This is a genomic window from Erwinia sp. GW821-FHT03D09, assembly GCF_059420805.1.
This window is the reverse complement of record NZ_JBWKUK010000004.1, coordinates 84,789-103,384: the sequence shown is the minus strand read 5'-3', so window position 1 is coordinate 103,384 and position 18,596 is coordinate 84,789. Positions and strand designations below refer to the sequence as shown.

Genomic DNA, 18,596 nt, shown 5'->3' with positions numbered 1-18,596 from the left:
TTTATAAAAAATGGAACGCTATTTCCAGTATACGATCCCCCCCGATACGCTGCAACGACAGCGGTCGGTAAGCCGACACATCTGGTGATAGTTTTCAGTCGTTTACCTCTGGCAAAAATCGTAAAAAGCATTAGCATGGTAATATTCACCTCTTACATTACCATCCCGCTATGTCTGCAATTTCTGTCAACGACGGGCTGCCCGCTCCGCAGCGCTACGGCGCAATTTTAGCTATCGCACTGGGCATAACCGTCGCCGTGCTTGATGGCGCGATTGCTAACGTCGCGCTGCCAACCATCGCTCGCGAGCTTAATGCCAGCCCGGCAGAGTCAATCTGGATTGTAAACGCCTACCAGCTGGCAATCATTATCTCTCTGCTTTCTCTGTCTTTTATCGGCGATATGATCGGCTATCGCCGTGTCTATCAGTGTGGTCTGGTGCTGTTTACCTGTACGTCGCTTTTTTGCGCGCTGTCCGATTCGCTGACCATGCTGACCACTGCACGCGTGCTTCAGGGTTTCGGCGGTGCGGCGCTAATGAGCGTTAATACGGCGCTGATCCGCATTATTTATCCGCAGCGCCACCTGGGCCGCGGTATGGGTATCAACTCGCTCATTGTGGCAGTTTCCAGTGCGGCCGGGCCTACGATAGCCGCCGCGATTCTTTCCGTCGCCTCATGGCAGTGGCTGTTTCTGATTAACATTCCGGTAGGTATCGCCGCGTTATGTCTGGCCCTGCGTTTCCTGCCAGATAATCCGCAGAAATCCCAGGGCCAGCGTTTTGATATCCCCAGCGCGGTGATGAACGCCCTCACCTTTGGTCTGCTGATCTCACTGCTGAGCGGCTTTGCACAGGGGCAAAACGGCACGCTGCTGCTGGTTGAACTGGTGCTGTTGTTGATTATCGGAACGCTGTTTATTCGCCGCCAGCTGCGCCTGCCGTTCCCACTGTTGCCGGTCGATCTTCTGCGCATCCCTATTTTTGCCCTGTCGCTCGGGACCTCAATCTGCTCGTTCTGCGCACAGATGCTGGCGATGGTATCGCTCCCGTTCTATCTGCAAAGCGTGTTGGGCCGCAGCGAAGTGTCAACAGGACTGCTGCTGACGCCCTGGCCGCTGGCTACCATGGTGATGGCACCGATTGCCGGACGGCTGATTGAACGGATGCATGCTGGTCTGCTCGGTGCGATTGGCCTGGCGATGTTTGCCAGCGGTCTGTTTGCGCTGGCGCTGCTTACCACCACGCCAACGGATGCCGACGTGGTGTGGCGGATGATGCTGTGCGGAGCGGGCTTTGGGCTGTTCCAGTCGCCGAACAATCACACCATTATCTCTTCCGCACCGCGCAACCGCAGCGGCGGAGCCAGTGGGATGCTCGGCACCGCTCGCCTGCTTGGGCAAACCAGCGGAGCGGCGCTGGTCGCACTGATGTTTAATCTGTTCGCCAACCAGGGAACACATTTTTCCCTGCTGCTGGCGGGAAGTTTTGCCACTGTTGCCACGGTGGTCAGCGCGCTGCGTATTCGTCAACCACGTAATCTTCACGAATAAATTCTGCGCGGAGGGGATGTCCTTCAGGCGGTAATGCCCCGGAGAGTAATGTCGAGAGGATAAAAAAAGCCACTGTCGTGCAGACCGTGGCTTTTTACGTTAACGTAGCGGCACCCTTCGTTTTTCAGGGTGCTGCGGGAGAATTACTTCAGATATTCACCGGTGCGCAGCGCTTCAATACGCTTATCCAACGGCGGATGCGACATAAACAGCTCGCTCATCGACTTGGATTTACCGTTGATGCAGAAGGCCATCATGCTGCTGGCTTCCTGCGGCTCATAGCTGGTTTTCAGACGCTGTAGCGCGGCAATCATCTTCTCGCGACCGGCCAGACGCGCCGCGCCGGCATCCGCATGGAACTCACGATGACGGGAGAACCACATGGTGATAATGCTGGCCGCAATACCGAACACCAGTTCCAGCACCATCGACACGGCAAAATAAACCAGCGGGTTACCGTTACTGCTTTCTTCATTGTCGCGATTCCCGGAGAGGAATCCGGCGGCCAGCTGGGCCAGAATGCGCGAAATAAAGATCACAAAGGTGTTCACAATACCCTGAATCAGGGTCATGGTCACCATGTCACCGTTGGCAATATGGCTAACTTCGTGAGCCAGAACCGCTTCGGCCTCATCGCGGCTCATGTTCTGCAACAGCCCGGTAGAAACCGCAACCAGCGAGGCATCGCGGCGCGCACCGGTAGCGAAGGCGTTGATGTCCGGCGCGTGATAAACCGCAACCTGCGGCATAGCAATACCCACCTGCTGTGCCTGACGGGCAATCGTGTCGATCAGCCAGCGTTCAGTCTCATTACGAGGCTGTTCAATCACTTCACCGCCTACGGAACGCAACGCAATCCATTTCGACATCAGCAATGAAACGAACGCACCGCCGAAGCCAAACAGACCCGCCATGATCATCAGGCCCATTACACTGCTTGACTGGATCCCTGTCAGGCTGAGGATCAGCCCGAAAACCACCATAACGCCCAGGTTGGTCAACAGGAAAAGAGCAATACGCATCATATGATTTAATCTTCCTCGGTTATTTACTCACTGTACGCAGGGGTACAAAGGTGTATTAATATCGTAAGGTCAACGCAGCACATTTCAAGTCCTGTGATTCGTTAAGTGTTTAAAAAAACATAACTTTACATTTTCGGCGGGTTTTAAATGCAGTTTCTGACGCAGCATATACACGGATAAAAAAAGGCACAGCATTTGCTGTGCCTGTTGGTCTTAGTTGACCGCTGCCGGTGTGACCGCGGGCTGCTGTTTTTCCAGCTGAGCCAGGTCATTGGCAATCTTGACCGTTTCATCAAGATACGGATCGGGTTCTTTATAGTCCTTAGGCAGATCGTCCAGCTTGGCCAGCGGCTTCTTACCTTCCGCTTTCAACCGGGCGTTAATCCGCTCCAGGCGCAGCGCATCTTCTTCGCGATTCTCTTTTTCACGCTCGGCCAGGTTCAGCGAAATAATATTACGCTTATCCTTATTGGCGTTGAAACGCGCGATATCCTTGATGATGTATTGGAACTCAGCATCTTTCGCAATGCGGTCCTGGTGATCTTTCAGCAGCTGCGATTCCAGCGGCTTCAAATCGCCAATCTTGGCGTAGGTTGCGGCATTCACGCTATCCCACGGCAGCGCGTTGTCCTCAAACTTCTCACCGGTTTCAATGGCTTCTACGCCGGTTGGCATCAGCAGGTCAGGCGTCACACCTTTACGCTGCGTGCTGCCGCCGTTGATGCGGTAGAACTTCTGGATGGTGTACTGTACGGAGCCCAGCGCAGGCCATTCAGGGCGCAGCATCTGATCGTAAATGCGGTTCAACGAACGATACTGCTGCACGGTACCTTTACCGAAGGTCGGCTCACCAACAATCAGCGCACGGCCATAGTCCTGCATCGCCGCAGCAAAAATTTCTGAAGCTGACGCACTGAAGCGGTCAACCAGCACCACCAGCGGCCCTTTGTAGTAGGTAATACCGTCGTTATCACTGTCTTCACGCACCTTGCCATTATTGTCACGTACCTGAACGACCGGGCCGCCTGGAATGAACAGGCCGGAGAGCGAAACTGCTTCGGTCAGGGCACCACCGCCGTTAGTACGCAGGTCAATAACAATGCTGTCAACGTTCTGCTTCTGCAGTTTTTGCAGTTGTACTTTCACGTCGTCGGTCAGGCCAACGTAGAAGCCTGGAATATCCAGCACGCCGACTTTCTCTTTGCCGACGTTGTGCACGGACATTTTCACCGCGCGGTCTTCAAGGCGGATTTTCTCACGCGTCAGTGTAATAATTCGGGTTTTTGTCCCCTTACCCGCTGGCAGCACTTCCAGGCGAACTTTACTGCCCTTCGGCCCTTTAATCTGCGCAACGACGTCGTCCAGACGCCAGCCGATAACGTCCACGATAGGTTTACCCGGCTGACCGACGCCAACGATGCGGTCGCCAACGGTAATGGCTTTACTTTTCGCCGCCGGACCACCGGCAACCATGGAGTTGATTACAGTGTAATCATCATCCATTTGCAGCACAGCACCGATACCTTCCAGAGAAAGGCTCATCTCAGTGTTAAACTGTTCGGTATTGCGCGGGGAGAGGTAGTTCGTGTGCGGATCGATTTCGTGAGCAAAGGCGGTCATCGCCAGCTGGAAAACATCTTCGCTGTTGCTTTGTGTCAGACGACGCTCGGCAAACTGATAACGTTTGGTAAGAACCTCGCGGATCTCTTTCTCATCTTTGCCTGTCAGCTTCAGGCTCAGCTCATCGTATTTGACCTTGGCATCCCACAGCGCATTGAGTTCGTCGGTGGTTTTCGGCCAGGCGGCCTTGCTACGGTCAATATCGATAGTGTCGTTACCGGTGAAGTTCATCGGTTTATTCAGGACCGACAATGCATACTGATAACGTTCGAAGCGGCGTTTCTGAGTCAGATTATACAAATCGTAGAACACAGAAAGCTGGCCTGTTTTTAATTCTTCGCCCAGGGTTGTTTTTTTATCCGCGTACTGCGCAATGTCAGACGCTAACAACACGTTGTGGCTGTAGTCGAGCAGATTCAGATAGCGGTCGAAGATTTTTGCTGAAAAATCTTTGTCGAGATCGAACTGACGATAGTGGGAACGGGTAAAGCGCGAAGTCACACGTTCGCTTACGGTAGCGTGTTGGGCTTCCTGATGCAGCTGCGGGATCTGATCGACGCGGGTAATGTTATCTGCGGCGTAAAGATTACCTGCAAACAGCAGGCCCGCAATGATGGTGCTTTTAAAAAGAGTGTTCATGCCCTGATTAGCCTCCGTATCAGAACTGCAAGTGTTCTGCGCGTACTATCATTGCCAGGCCGGAAGCCAGCTGTACCCGAACGCCATCTTTGGTGATTTCAAGAATGGTCGCATCCATGGCATTTTTGCCCGCAGTAACTTTAATGCTCTGGCCAACTTGCAATGCTGAGGTGTCGGTAACGGGTTTGCTACGCGACGGCTGACGCTCTTCACGTGCAGCGGCGGCTGCCACCGGAGCAGGAGTGCGGTCGGCCTGCGGGCGGGCAGGTTTGCTGCGCGGCTTGCGCGGCTGCTCACCTTCGGCTGCAGATTTGCGGGCAGGCTTGCGAGGACGACGCGGAGCGGTTTCTTCACCGGCTTCACGTTTTTTCGCCTGCTGCTGCTCGCGCTGTGCCTGAACGCGCGCTTTCGCTTCTTCAAGCTGTTTATGGGCATGTTCAACATGCTGCTCATCGAGCTGTCCACAGGCATTACCGTCCAGATCCACACGGTCGGCACCGGCTTTAATGCCGTACAGGTAACGCCAGCTGGAGGTATAAAGACGCAGTGCAGAACGAAGCTGAGTTTTGCTTAAACCCATTTCACCCTGAACGCGGTCAACTAAATCCTGAAAGATCCCAATCTTTAATGGGCGCGCTTCGCCTTCAGCGCTAAAGCACTGAGGGAAACGCTCTGCCAGAAAGGCAATTACTTCTTTAGTACTGTTCAACTTAGGTTGATTTTCCATGAAATTTCCTGATTACAACGGGTTTGCCAATCAGCGCAGGCATGAACAGGCGTCATTATAATGACCCCATCAACAATTGCTACGTGATCCAGCGCTTTAGGTGCGTTTCATGCGAATAAATTTTTCCACATCGGTGCCGGCCAGCACCTCGCATAGCCCGTCAGTTAAGGCTTTCAGCCCAATTTCATCCTCAATATCGAAACGGTTATACTCCACGCTGTCAATATCTAACACGCCAATAACGCTACCGTTAACCACCAGGGGTAGCACGATTTCAGCGTTGCTGGCGGCATCACAGGCGATATGACCGGGGAATAAGTGCACATCGTCAACGCGCTGTACGGCATTTTCCGCCACCGCCGTTCCGCACACGCCACGCCCCACGGGAATACGCACACAGGCGATTTTTCCCTGGAAAGGACCCAGCACGAGGGTATTTTCTTCCGTTAACAGATAGAAACCGGCCCAGTTAACCCCATCAAGACGTTCAAACAGGAGCGCGCTACAGTTACCCATGGCGGCCAGGAAGCTGGTTTCACCCGTCAATAAGGCGCGCATATCCCGATTAAGGTCGGCATAGAATTCTGTTTTTGTCATTGTTTAACCATTATTAAATCTGTCGCGAAGCCCACAGACGCTTCGTTGAGTAAATTTGTGATAAATGCCAGCGAGACAGGATGATTCATGTCGTTAGTTAATATAACCTTAGAGATGTATGAAACGATCTGCACGATTCAAACGAGTCAAGTGACTTGCCTAAACCCGCCCTGCATCTGCGCTGTTTGGGCCTAAGCACGACCAGGAATATGAAAATACACGCCATCAGTCATGCTCTGCCACAGGCACGTTATCAGCGATGTCCGCAATGCGATACCCTTTTTTCCTTACCAGATGTGAAATCCAGACAGTCCGCGCACTGCCCGTGCTGTAACGCTCGTATTCTGAATGGACGCGACTGGTCAATGACCCGTTTGACGGCGATGGCGGTCACAATGATGCTGCTGATGCCCTTCGCCTTTAGCGTACCGCTGATGACCGTCCACCTGCTCGGTACCAATATTCGCGCCAGCCTGCTGGGCGGCATCATGCAGATGGCGCAGCAGGGCGACGTCATTACCGCTTCAATGGTGGCCTTCTGCACGATTGGCGCCCCGGTCACGCTGGTGGCTTCGATCAGCTACCTCTACTTTGGCGAAAAGCTGGGAATGAATCTGCGCCCGGTGCTGCTGATGCTCGACAGGCTGAAAGAGTGGGTGATGCTGGATATCTACCTGGTCGGTGTTGCCGTAGCGTCTATCAAAGTACAGGATTATGCGTCGATCGATCCTGGCAGCGGGCTGGTGGCGTTTATTTCGCTGACCCTGCTCAGCCTGCTGACGCTGATCCACCTTAACGTAGAACAGCTGTGGCACCGTTTTTATCCGCAGCCGGCACAGCATGCACCACCGGCGTCACTGCGCGTCTGCCTGAGCTGCCATCATACCGGGGTAGCCGACGACCGTGGGCGATGCCCACGCTGTCATACGCCGCTCCCCTTTCGCCGCCACTTCAGCCTGCAAAAATCCTGGTCGGCCCTGATTGCATCGATTGTTTTGCTGATCCCGGCCAACATGCTGCCGATTTCGATTATTTATCTTAACGGCGCGCGCCAGGAGGACACCATACTCTCCGGCATTATGTCCCTCGCATCCGGAAATATTCCGGTGGCAGCGGTGGTGTTTATTGCCAGTATTCTCGTGCCGTTTACGAAAGTGATCGTGTTGTTCAGCCTGCTACTCAGCATCCATTTCAACTGCGAACAGGGGCTAAAAACCCGTATCCGCCTGCTGCGCGTGGTGAAGTGGGTTGGCCGCTGGTCGATGCTGGATTTATTCGTTATTTCACTGACCATGTCGCTGGTTAATCGTGACCAGCTTCTGGCTTTTACTATGGGACCGGCAGCCTTCTACTTTGGCTCTGCGGTTATACTGACTATTCTTGCCGTTGAATGGCTTGATAGCCGTTTACTTTGGGATGCTCATGCAACAGGAAACGCCGACTACACCGACTAGCGCACGCGTCGTCAACCGGAGAAAAATTTCGCCTTTCTGGCTGCTGCCGATTATAGCTCTGCTGATTGCCGGCTGGCTGATCTGGACCAACTACCAGGAGCGCGGCACGACGGTGACTATCGATTTTGCCACCGCTGACGGTATTGTTCCCGGCCGCACCCCTGTTCGCTACCAGGGTGTTGAAGTCGGCCTGGTGCAGGGGATCAGCATGACTGACGATCTGCGCACCATTAAAATCAAAGCCAGCATTAAAAGCGATATGCGGGATGCGCTACGCGAAGATACCCAGTTCTGGCTGGTCACACCGAAAGCCTCACTGGCGGGGGTGTCCGGGCTGGATGCGCTGGTAGGCGGTAACTATATCGGCATGATGCCGGGGAAAGGCGAACCGCGGGAAAACTTCGTGGCGCTGGATACCCAACCGAAATATCGCGTTAACACCGGCGAAATGTTGATTCATCTTCACGCGCCAGACCTGGGATCGCTGAATAGCGGGTCGCTGGTCTATTTCCGTAAAATCCCGGTGGGCCGGGTTTACGATTACAGCATTAATTCCGGCAATCACAACGTCACCATTGATGTGCTGATTGAGCGCCGCTTTACCAATCTGGTGAAAAAAGACAGCCGGTTCTGGAATGTCTCCGGCATGAAGGCCGATGTCGGGCTGAGCGGCGCGAAAGTTGAACTGGAAAGCGTCGCGGCGCTGGTCAATGGTGCTGTCGCATTCGATTCACCGGAGTCATCAGAAAATGCGAAGAGCGAAGATAGCTATACGCTCTATCCCGATCTGGCGCACAGCCAGCGCGGCGTAGCAATTACCCTCGATCTGCCGGATGGTAAAAATCTGAAGGAAGGCAGCACCCCACTGATCTACCAGGGCCTGGAAGTCGGAACGTTAACCAAACTCACCCTGCTTGACGGCGGTAAAGTGTCCGGCGAACTGACGCTGGACCCATCCGTGACCGGGCTGATGCGCAGCGGAACCCGCATTGAAATGCACAGCCCGAAAATCAGTCTGAACGACAGTTCGTTAAGCAGTTTGCTGACCGGTAACACACTGGAGCTGGTGCCTGGCGAGGGCGAACCACAAAGCCATTTCGTGGTGCTGCCGGACAACGAATCATTGTTACAGCAGGCCAATACGCTGGTCCTGAAACTTACCGCACCGGAAAGCTACGGCATTGAGGCCGGGCAGCCACTGATGCTACACGGCATGCGTATCGGCCAGGTGCTGAGCCGTACCCTGACGGAAAAAGGCGTGAACTTCAGCCTCGCGGTGATGCCGGAATACCGACAGCTGGTCCACGGCGACAGCAAATTTATTATCAACAGCCGCCTGGACGTGAAGCTGGGTATTGACGGGATGGAAGTGCTGGGTGCCAGCGCGCGCGAATGGGTTGACGGCGGAATTCGGCTCGATCCCGGCGGTAAAGGCGAGGTGAAAGAAGTTTATCCGCTTTACGCCAACAGCGAAAAAGCGCAGGAGGGGATCACCGGCGATCAACTGCCGACCACGCTAACGCTGGTGGCCAACAGCCTGCCGGATATTCAAACAGGTTCCGTGGTGCTCTACCGTAAGTTCCAGGTGGGTGAAATTATTAATGTGACCCCGCGTGCCGATGCCTTTGACGTTAGTGTGCACATAAAACCGGAGTACCGCCGCCTGCTGTCGCAAAACAGCGTGTTCTGGGCCGAAGGCGGCGCACGAGTGCAGCTGAACGGCAGCGGCCTGACCGTGCAGGCTTCTCCTCTGAACCGGGCGCTGAAAGGTGCCATCAGCTTCGATAATCTCAGCGGAGCCGGCGCGGACCTGACGCGCGGAGACAAACGTATTCTGTACGATTCAGAAACCGTTGCACGTGCGGTAGGCAGCCAGATCACTCTGCAAACTTACGATGCCAGCAAGCTGGCAGCAGGCATGCCGATCCGCTATCTGGGTATTACCATTGGCCAGCTGGAGTCCCTGGCGCTGGGTGCGGATAACAACCAGGTGATTGCCAAAGCGGTGCTCTATCCCGAATACGTGGAAAACTTTGCCCGCCTCGGCAGTCGCTTCTCGGTCGTCTCACCGCAGATCTCTGCTGCCGGCGTCAACCATCTGGAGACGCTGTTGCAGCCCTATATCAACGTCGATCCCGGCAAAGGCCGTGCGCAGCGCACCTTCGAACTGCAGGAGTCAACCATCACCGATGCGCGCTATCTTGATGGCCTGAATGTGGTGGTAGATGCGCCGGAAGGTGGCTCGCTCTCGGTCGGAACACCTGTGCTGTTCCGCGGTATTGAAGTGGGTACCGTCACTGGTACAGCGCTGGGCAGCATGGCCGATCGCGTACAGATCACCCTACGTATCAGCAAGAAATACCAGCATCTGGTGCGCAGTAACTCGGTGTTCTGGCTGGCATCCGGCTACAACCTGAAATTCGGGCTGATTGGTGGCGTGGTGAAAACCGGCACCTTCCAGCAGTTTATACAGGGTGGAATTGCCTTTGCCACGCCGCCAACGGTTCCCCTCGCGCCTCGCGCAACCTCCGGCAAGCATTTCCTGCTGGAAGAGGAAGAGCCGAAGGACTGGCGGAAATGGGGCACCGCAATGCCGCAATAAACTCACTCTCGGGCAGCGCAAGCTGCCCGTTTTTTTGGAACGCTTACCCTAAATTTCTGGCATTTATAAGAAAAGTCTGTGTTAAACTGCGTCCACTTTTATCTAGTGGACCCAGCCCGTGCCTGACTCTTCCCGCGCCTATTTTCCACCTGCCTTTCTCAGCCTGATGCAGCAGATGCTGCCTGATACGGCCGAATTCGACCAGTTTATTGCCATAAGCCAGCAGCCACTGCGCCGCAGCCTGCGTGTTAACACCCTGAAAATCAGCGTTGAGGATTTTCTCCAACGGGTGGCGCCGATGGCGTGGTCGCTGACGCCGATCCCCTGGTGCCCTGAGGGCTTCTGGATCAGTCGTGACGACGGCGATGCGCTACCGCTGGGCAGTACGGCGGAACATCTGGCCGGGCTGTTTTATATTCAGGAAGCCAGTTCAATGCTGCCGGTAGCGGTACTGTTCGAAGGTTGCCCGTCCCCCCAGCGGGTGATGGACGTAGCCGCTGCACCGGGTTCCAAAACCACCCAGATTGCTGCCCGCATGCATAACGGCGGTGCGATTCTGGCCAATGAATATTCGGCCAGCCGGGTGAAAGTGCTGCACGCTAACCTCAGCCGCTGCGGAGTCAGCAATACGGCCATGACCCATTTTGACGGCCGCGTCTTTGGCGCGGCACTGCCGGAATCGTTTGACGCTATCCTGCTGGATGCCCCCTGTTCGGGCGAAGGCGTGATCCGCAAAGATGCCGACGCGCTGCGCAACTGGTCGGAAGCCAGCAACGCGGAGATCGCCGCCACTCAGCGTGAACTGATTGACAGCGCCTTCCATGCGCTGCGCCCCGGCGGCACGCTGGTTTATTCCACCTGTACCCTGAATCGGGATGAGAATCAGCAGGTTCTTGCCTGGCTGCTGGCGCGATACCCGAGTGCGGTAGAGGTTGAGCCGCTCAACCAGCTGTTTGCCGGGGCGGAAAAAGCCACTACCGCCGAAGGCTACCTGCACGTATTCCCGCAGATTTTTGACAGCGAAGGGTTCTTTGTCGCCAGACTGCGTAAAACGGCCAGCATCCCCGCCCTCCCGCAGCCAGGATACAAACTCGGCAAGCTACCATTCAGCCCGATGAGCCAAGCCCAGCAGCAGGAAGTGGCCGCTGCAGCGGCGAAGTACGGGCTGCGCTGGGATGACCAACATACACTGTGGCAGCGTGACAAAGAGATCTGGCTATTCCCGGCGGCAATTGAGCCGCTGCTGTCACGGGTTCGCTTCTCACGTATTGGCCTGAAACTGGCGGAAACCTTCCCGAAAGGCTATCGCTGGCAGCACGAAGCGGCACTGGCGCTGGCCGATCCCCTTGCCGCCAATGCGGTTGAACTGAGCAGCATCGAAGCTGAAGAATGGTATCGTGGACGCGATATTTATCCGGAACGCGACCTGCCGCTCGGAGAGCTGATTATCTGCCACCAGCAGCAGCCGATCGGTATCGCCAAAACCGTAGGATCGCGCATCAAAAATAACTACCCGCGCGATCTGGTGCGCGACGGCAAACTGTTTAACGCCTGAAGTTATTGGCCCGGTAGCGGGCCATTTAGCGCACAAATTCATTAGTTTCGGAAAGTATTGAACTCCGGTTTAGCCGATATGGTCTACAGTGCTTCACTGACCTCTCGCTGCAGGGATTCAGCCTCCATGAAAAACCGTTATCAGTTTTATTTTACACTTGCCTTAATCACCATTGGCTGCCTGCTAATTATTGAAGTGCTGGCCCGCCTGGTGCATCTGATCGTTGTTGGCTAGCTGTTCAGGCTACTTCATCGCCCGCGGATTTTTACGCAGTGAACCTGTCCAGCTAAAGTCTTTCACTTCGCTCTCTTTCGCCGCCGACGGTTTTCGCGGTTTTTTGACTTTGACCACCTGGGTACTTTCACGCACGACCCTCTCCTTCATCACCAGCCGCTTTGCCTCTTTCAGGATCTCTTTTTCTTCTTTTTTACTGGCGACATGACCGAGTTTCGTGGTCAGGGTTTTCACCCGTAGCTCAACCAGAACTTTCTCTTCTGTCGTGAACTGGTCGATCGAAATCTCTTTATCGTTTTTCATCGTTCGAGCTCCTTGCCGGCAGCACCGCTGACGGATCTCCGCTGCGGTGGGGCAGCTTTTATCGTAAAGTGCGCAGGCACAGCACACAAGCATCGATCGCAGAAAACATCATTCTGGCCTTGCCTTGCTGATTGCGTGCCTGTGTTTATCCGCTGTGTTACCCTCGTGCTGCACGCGCAGCCGCGAGGATCGTTCCCGGCAGCAACAATGTTCGTGAACCGTAGAAAAAGGAGTTCATATGACTGACGTGGAGCAGGCAAGCTCTGTTTCGATATTCCGTATTCGTGGCGATATTGTCGCCAGTACCCGTGACGAGCATGGGCAGATTACGGTGATCGAGAATAAAATTTACCGCATCCTCACTTTCGACCGCATGTGCGAACAGAGCAAAATGCAGAAGAGTGAACCTGCACTGCCGGTGCACAATTATATCCGTGCCATGCTGATGGCCGTGGCGTTGAAATCGCCGAAAAAAGCGCTGATCCTCGGGCTGGGCGGCGGCTGCCTGCCAAGAGCAATCAGTACACGCGATGCGGATTGCGCGATGGATATCGTTGAACTGCGCCCGGCGGTAATCGACGTTGCGCGGCAGCACTTTTCTCTGCCGGAAGGCGAACATATTCACTATCACGCCGCCGATGCCGATAAGTTTATCGCCTCGGCAGCAGGCAACCTCTATGACCTGATTTTCTCCGACCTGTACGCCGCCGATACCATGTCGCCGCTACAGGAGATGGAAACCTTCCTCCAGCACGCTAAGCGCAGCCTAAAAGCGGATGGCTGGCTGGTGCTGAACTATCCACAGCGCCCTGCTGCCAACGGCTCGCTGCTCCAGATACTACAAAGGCAGTTTTCCACCCTGCTGCGCTGCGTGGTGCCCAGCGGCAACGTAGTGATTTATGCCAGTAACATCTCGTTTGATCTGCCGTTACGTGAACTGCAACGCAGCGCAAATCGCGCGGGAAACGAGTTCGGCACTGATTTCTCCAGCCTCACCCCTAAGCTTGCGGTTTTAAGCGGCAGGCAGCCGTAGCGGGATCTCAGCCGTTTTTTTAGCTGTTAAGTTGCCGGTTTACCGATGCTGTGCCAGATTTACTCCGTTATTCAGGACGTTAAACAAAGAGAACAAAGTATGATGATTAAAGGCATTGGTAAGGGATTCTTTATTTTGATCCTGGCAGTAACAACGCTGGGTTTCTTCCACATCCTTGGACCCTATTTTTCCGCAATCCTCTGGGCGGCGATTCTGGCGGTTATTTTCCACCCGTTAAAAATGCGCATCAGAAAACAGCTTAACGATAAAAATGGCATTTCGGCGCTGATAACGCTGCTGATAATCTGCATTATTGTCTTTATTCCGCTCGCCGTGGTGGCCTCTTCACTGGTGGTTGAGTGCAACGCACTATATAACCGGCTGCAAAACAACCAGACCGAACTGGCTACGGTGGTCAGCGGCGTGGTCAATCATCTGCCGGAATGGGTGCGTCATTTCCTGGCGGAAAACGACCTGAATAATGCAGACCAGATACAGCAGCAGCTGTCCGGTGCGGCAATGAAAGCTGGACAGTTCTTCGCCGGTAGCATCATGCTGATCGGTAAGAGCACCTTCAGCTTTACCATCGGTTTTGGCGTCATGCTCTACCTGCTGTTCTTCCTCTTGAAGGATGGCGCCTATCTGGTCGGATTGATTTTTACCGCCGTGCCGTTGTCGGATCACGTGAAACATCATCTTTTTGTGAAATTTGCGGCGGTATCGCGCGCTACAGTGAAAGGCACGGTGGTGGTTGCCGTCGTTCAGGGAGCCCTGGGCGGCATCGCATTTTACTTCGCCGATATCCAGGGCAGTATTCTTTGGGGCTCGCTGATGGCATTCCTGTCGCTGATCCCGGCAGTCGGTTCCGCGATCATCTGGCTGCCAGTAGTGCTCTTCTTCCTGTTCTCCGGCGCTGTGGTAAAAGGCCTGGTGCTGGCCTTCTTCTTCGTGGTGGTTGTCGGGATAATTGATAACATTCTGCGTCCGCTGCTGGTGGGTAAAGACACCAAAATGCCGGACTACCTGATCCTGATCACCACACTCGGCGGCATGGAAATCTACGGCATTAACGGCTTTGTGATTGGCCCATTGATTGCCGCGCTGTTTATTGCCAGCTGGAACCTGTTCTCTGGTAAAGAACATCGGGACAATACTGAAGAGATCGACCCGGAATTTATCGAGGAAGGTCTGAGCCAGTCTGAAAAGAGTGAATAATGCTGGCATAGCCGGTGAGCGAAAACGCCCTGTTGATTATCGCTGGGAAAATCGATCGTTAAAAAACGCTGCTATTCAGCATTGAACAGGCCAATTGATAACAAGCCATGTTATGCGTTGCTGAATTAGCCGATTGGTTAAGCATTCTTTTTCGCATCGCCGGGCCAGATATATGGCCCGGCATTTTTTATGCCTGAGAACTCCCTTTCCGTTCATTCTCAATCAGTCTGATTAACGTACCGTCGGGATCGACCAGCGCGCCCATCTTCAGCCCCCACGGTTGCATTTTGGGCGGATGGATACGCGGGAAGTCAGTGCATTTTTCCGGGATACCCGCCGCCTGAAGCAGTCGATAAAACGCCTCAACATCATCCAGCCTCAGGCAGCAGCTGAACCCGCTGTTGTAGGGGTCTAACTCGGGGTGCGGGAAAAACTCCAGCACCACGCTACCGGAAACCATAATCATCCAGTGCTCATCCTGCCAGGTGGTGCTAAAACCCAGTGCGGCATAAAACTGCTGGGTGGCGCTGAAACTGCGGGAAGGAAGATTGGGGGTAGCATAATCGGTCATGATGGTGGCTCCTGGTGATTGGGGCCTGTCCGCCCCACATTATTATTACCGTTAACGGCTTGAGTTTCTGGCATTCAAATGAGCTACGCAGCATCGCCAGAACGCTGGTATTTTCGATTGCAGAAATACTGCACCGCGCCACCTACAAGCACCAGGACTAACGCAAGGGGTACTTTACTTTCATCTTCTGCACCCAGGCCCCCCACTCCAAGGAAAAAGACAGCGGCAAACAGAGATTTCGCGATCTTCCCTGCATATGGAGCCTGTTTGATGCATATACTGCGCACGGACCATGCGCCCATTATTAATCCTAACAGCGCCAAAGCGGTTACCATCTACAGCCCCTTATCAAAATATCTTTCACTCTTTCTACTCGCTGGCAGAAAAAACTGTTAAAGCGAGGACAACAGTATCGCCACGCCTGCGTGCTCATACTCCTGTCCATCTGTGGCACAATATGTTCGCTTAGCGTTCCCACCTGCGTTGTCATGATTGCACATCATCCTACAGATTATCTCATTCGGGTACAGTAGGCAGGACACTCGGCGGAACGACATTATTTCAGGTAGGGGTGGGTGCGTATGAAGGATGGTTTGATTTACACCAAAAGGCTGGAACGCCACGGGAGATCACGACTGGCACATGGCTTTTAACATTGAACATCTTCCAAAAAAAGACCGAAGACGATTCCTGTCTTCGGTCCAGGGAAATGGCTCTTCTCAGAGCCGTGCGCTAAAAGTTGGCATTAATGCAGGCTTGTTGCCTGACTCTTAAAAGATAGACGAAATGCAGGGGATTGCCAGATCACTTGTTGCAAATTAGTTACGAGTTGTTAGCATTGTGATCGAAGTGGCAGAAACGGCGAGTTTCCGCAGAATACGCAGACTGATGCGAAAATAAGGGATGCACCAGGACTGTCCCCGCGCATCCGTCAGATATCAGTTACAGAGCTTTTCGGCGCGGGCGATAATCGGTGCCAGGCTTTTTTTATGGCCCGGATTGGTCGGATCGTCAGCCAGCATCTTATCGATAGGAAAACCCTTAATCCGGCCGGCTTTCACACTCTCTTCCGCCGCCGCATTGAGCGGATACTGCACCAGCGTACCGTCGTTGATCGCTAACAGCACGTTGCCTTTTTCGCAGCTGAGCATCATCTCTTCACGCGTGAACGGCCAGTTGTCTTTACCTATATCGAAACGGCTGACGGTTTCAATACCGGCCAGCGCGCTGGTGCTGACGCTCAGTACAGCAAACATTAATGCCAGTTTTTTCATGACTTTTCATACCTTCAAACAGTGCTTAAACAGTGTACCAGCGCCGGCCGTTGATCATGATGGTTCCAGCGTGGCAAACAGGCTGACGGAGAGCAACGCCAGCGCCGCCAGCGCCACTTCCACCAGCGTGGCGATCACAAAATTATGCTGCGCACCCTCTCCGCTGCGCTGAAAGCGCGGCAGCAGCCAGTAACGGTTAAACAACGCGATGGCGACCATCGCAGCAACCAGCAGCGTTTTCAGCAGCAGCAGCTGGCTGTAAAGCCGGAAGCTGACCAGCGGCCATCCAAGCAGCAGCAGAGCGGCAATCACGCCGCTGATAATCGCCAGCGCAACGGCAAGATGCCCGTAGCGCGAATAGCGCATCATGGTTTTAATCGCCTCGTAGCGCCAGGTGGCATCGCGAGCTTCCCGCATCAACAGCGCCACAGGCCACAGGCCCCCCGCCCAGAATGCTGCCGCCAGCAAATGGACGATCTGATTGCCGCGTTGAAGCGTGCCCAGCCAGCCGTCGAGTATCGCCGCGTGGCCGACAAAAGCCAGGCCGACAAGCTGCAGCAGCGCAATGATTAATACCATTTGCTGACGAAGCCTGCCCTGTAGCAACAGTATCAGGCAGCCAGTCATTGCCAGCACACACTGCCACTGCCAGACCCGGCCAAATCCGGTTTGCAGCACGGCGGACCAGACGTCGGCATTGATCATATCCCGCCAGCCGTCGCCCATAAGCCCGGTTTGTACGCTCAGCAGCAGTAGCGTGGTGAATAGCGTCAGCCAGCAGGATGTCTGCATCAGCGGACGGAACCGTTCGCTGAGACGCGCGCGGTATCGTGCCGGGGCCAAAAGCGTGGTGAAAATCCCCACCCCTGCCAGCGACATCAGCGCGCCAAAATGCAGCCAGCGGCATAAAATATAAAAACCAGTTAGCGACATATTACTTCAGGGTGTTGTTATGCATCGTGCTCAATCATCCTTGCGAATAGCGGCGTCGGGCGACCAGAGTCCGAAAGAATACCCCGCCTGAATAGCAGTGTCGAGGTGATAACGACTATCGATTAGCCGGTAAACTTGCTAATCCGTGCCTTCTGCTTTATTTTTTGCGGCAAACAGTCTGGAGAACACCATGAACAACAATCTGGCCACGCTGCCGCAGGAAGAAAAAGACAAAATTAACGTGGATCTGGCCGCTGCCGGTGTGGCGTTTAAAGAACGCTATAATATGCCGGTCATTGCCGAAATGGTCGAACGCGAACAGCCGGAAACGCTGCGCGACTGGTTTCGCCAGCGGCTGGCGCACTATCGCCAGCTTTCACTTTCCCTTTCGCGCCTGCCGTACGAACCCAAGCAAAAATAATGACTTGTCATTTCACCGGGCATCGGTTGAGATAGCCAGCAGAACATCTCTGCACCCAATCTCAACCATGGGAGTCACTATGTCCGGCTGGAACGTTGCTGCAGCGCAGTCAGGGTCTCGCCCTGGCGATATCACCTGGAATATCCAACACCACCTTGAGTTTGTTCGCCTTGCCGCCTCCCGGCATGTGGATTTACTAATGTTTCCCGAACTCTCCCTCACCGGTTATGAACTGCCGCTGATGGCAGAACTGGCCCTGGCCCTCGACGATCCCCGGCTGCAGGTTTTTGCCGAGGCCGCCGTAGAATATCAGATGGGTATCAGCATCGGGCTGCCGCTGATCGGTGAAAATAACGTACGGCTGTCGGCGGCAACGTTTCTGCCCGACTGCACCCGTTTCGCCTACAGCAAACGCAATCTGTACGGAGAAGAAAAGCAGATTTTTACTCCGGGCGTGGCCGTGCCGATGTTTGGACATCAACGCCACAACGTGGTGCTGGCGATCTGCGCGGATATCAGCGTGGAGAAATTTGCCCAGGATGCCGCACGCCAGGGTGCCGATCTCTATGCGACCAGCGTGCTGGTGTCCGAACAGGGCTATCAGCAGGACTGTGAGTATCTGGCGCGCTGGTCACGGGACTACAGGATAGCGGTGATGATGGCCAATCACGCCTGGCCGACCGGCGGTTTTGAAAGCGCAGGAAAAAGTGCCTTCTGGGGTCCGGACGGCCACCGGGTCGTGCAGGGAGGGAGCGGAGAACAGCTGATTATTGCCCGCCGCAGTGGTAATCATTGGCAGGGGGAGGTTCATCCGTTACCCTGCACCTCGGTTCTGTAAACGGG

At 54.5% G+C, this 18,596-nt stretch carries 17 protein-coding genes; 8 read left to right on the top strand and 9 right to left on the bottom strand.

All coding sequences use genetic code 11. From position 1 onward, the window contains the following. The first annotated feature begins 170 nt into the window (after positions 1-170). The gene (locus AC07U6_RS05030) at positions 171-1,550 is read left to right on the top strand and encodes an MFS transporter (RefSeq protein ID WP_494762928.1); all 1,380 of its coding nucleotides are present in this window, start codon (positions 171-173) and stop codon (positions 1,548-1,550) included. A gap of 143 nt (positions 1,551-1,693) precedes the next feature. On the opposite strand, the gene htpX is transcribed toward AC07U6_RS05030, so the two are convergent. The 4 genes from htpX to AC07U6_RS05010 form a co-directional block, all read right to left on the bottom strand. Continuing rightward, positions 1,694-2,575, bottom strand: coding sequence for a protease HtpX (gene htpX, locus AC07U6_RS05025; RefSeq protein ID WP_494762929.1), 882 nt, complete (start codon positions 2,573-2,575; stop codon positions 1,694-1,696). 213 nt (positions 2,576-2,788) lie between these two features. Continuing rightward, positions 2,789-4,834, bottom strand: a complete 2,046-nt coding sequence (gene prc / locus AC07U6_RS05020; RefSeq protein ID WP_494762930.1) for a carboxy terminal-processing peptidase — start codon at positions 4,832-4,834, stop codon at positions 2,789-2,791. A gap of 19 nt (positions 4,835-4,853) precedes the next feature. Then, on the bottom strand, positions 4,854-5,561 hold the full coding sequence (gene proQ / locus AC07U6_RS05015) for an RNA chaperone ProQ (protein WP_494762931.1): 708 nt from the start codon (positions 5,559-5,561) through the stop codon (positions 4,854-4,856). A 96-nt stretch (positions 5,562-5,657) separates the two neighbouring features. Beyond that, a complete protein-coding gene (locus tag AC07U6_RS05010) occupies positions 5,658-6,158 on the bottom strand; it encodes a GAF domain-containing protein (RefSeq protein ID WP_494762932.1) in 501 nt (166 codons plus the stop codon). A 209-nt stretch (positions 6,159-6,367) separates the two neighbouring features. On the opposite strand from AC07U6_RS05010, the gene yebS reads away from it, so the two are divergent. From yebS to rsmF, 3 genes are all read left to right on the top strand, one after another. Then, complete coding sequence (yebS, locus tag AC07U6_RS05005) at positions 6,368-7,612, top strand: membrane integrity lipid transport subunit YebS (RefSeq protein ID WP_494762933.1); 1,245 nt, start codon at positions 6,368-6,370, stop codon at positions 7,610-7,612. Next, positions 7,581-10,214, top strand: a complete 2,634-nt coding sequence (locus AC07U6_RS05000) for a PqiB family protein (RefSeq protein ID WP_494762934.1) — start codon at positions 7,581-7,583, stop codon at positions 10,212-10,214. Before yebS ends, AC07U6_RS05000 begins: the two co-directional genes overlap by 32 nt. Positions 10,215-10,332: 118 nt before the next feature. After that, the gene (gene rsmF / locus AC07U6_RS04995) at positions 10,333-11,769 is read left to right on the top strand and encodes a 16S rRNA (cytosine(1407)-C(5))-methyltransferase RsmF (protein ID WP_494762935.1); all 1,437 of its coding nucleotides are present in this window, start codon (positions 10,333-10,335) and stop codon (positions 11,767-11,769) included. Between the two features lie 243 nt (positions 11,770-12,012). Here the strand turns inward: rsmF and yjbD are convergent, their stop codons facing one another. Then, the gene (yjbD, locus tag AC07U6_RS04990; protein WP_494762936.1) at positions 12,013-12,306 is read right to left on the bottom strand and encodes a DUF3811 domain-containing protein; all 294 of its coding nucleotides are present in this window, start codon (positions 12,304-12,306) and stop codon (positions 12,013-12,015) included. Positions 12,307-12,544: 238 nt separating this feature from the next. On the opposite strand from yjbD, the gene AC07U6_RS04985 reads away from it, so the two are divergent. Both AC07U6_RS04985 and AC07U6_RS04980 read left to right on the top strand, forming a co-directional pair. Then, positions 12,545-13,339, top strand: a complete 795-nt coding sequence (locus tag AC07U6_RS04985) for a spermidine synthase (RefSeq protein ID WP_494762937.1) — start codon at positions 12,545-12,547, stop codon at positions 13,337-13,339. 99 nt (positions 13,340-13,438) lie between these two features. Continuing rightward, a complete protein-coding gene (locus AC07U6_RS04980) occupies positions 13,439-14,554 on the top strand; it encodes an AI-2E family transporter (RefSeq protein WP_494762938.1) in 1,116 nt (371 codons plus the stop codon). Between the two features lie 187 nt (positions 14,555-14,741). On the opposite strand, the gene AC07U6_RS04975 is transcribed toward AC07U6_RS04980, so the two are convergent. From AC07U6_RS04975 to copD, 4 genes are all read right to left on the bottom strand, one after another. Continuing rightward, positions 14,742-15,125, bottom strand: a complete 384-nt coding sequence (locus tag AC07U6_RS04975; RefSeq protein ID WP_494762939.1) for a bleomycin resistance protein — start codon at positions 15,123-15,125, stop codon at positions 14,742-14,744. Between the two features lie 83 nt (positions 15,126-15,208). Next, positions 15,209-15,460 (bottom strand): hypothetical protein, encoded by a 252-nt coding sequence (locus AC07U6_RS04970; RefSeq protein ID WP_494764789.1) that lies wholly within the window; start codon positions 15,458-15,460, stop codon positions 15,209-15,211. Between the two features lie 603 nt (positions 15,461-16,063). Further along, entirely contained in the window at positions 16,064-16,399 is a 336-nt protein-coding gene (locus tag AC07U6_RS04965; protein WP_494762940.1) for a YebY family protein, read from the bottom strand. 54 nt (positions 16,400-16,453) lie between these two features. After that, positions 16,454-17,332: a copper homeostasis membrane protein CopD gene (gene copD, locus AC07U6_RS04960; protein WP_494762941.1), complete on the bottom strand. Its 879-nt coding sequence runs from the start codon at positions 17,330-17,332 to the stop codon at positions 16,454-16,456. 190 nt (positions 17,333-17,522) lie between these two features. Between copD and AC07U6_RS04955 the strand changes: the two genes are divergently transcribed. Further along, positions 17,523-17,753: a DNA polymerase III subunit theta gene (locus tag AC07U6_RS04955; protein WP_494762942.1), complete on the top strand. Its 231-nt coding sequence runs from the start codon at positions 17,523-17,525 to the stop codon at positions 17,751-17,753. A 79-nt stretch (positions 17,754-17,832) separates the two neighbouring features. Further along, entirely contained in the window at positions 17,833-18,591 is a 759-nt protein-coding gene (locus AC07U6_RS04950) for a carbon-nitrogen hydrolase family protein (RefSeq protein ID WP_494762943.1), read from the top strand. The last annotated feature ends 5 nt before the right edge of the window (positions 18,592-18,596 follow it).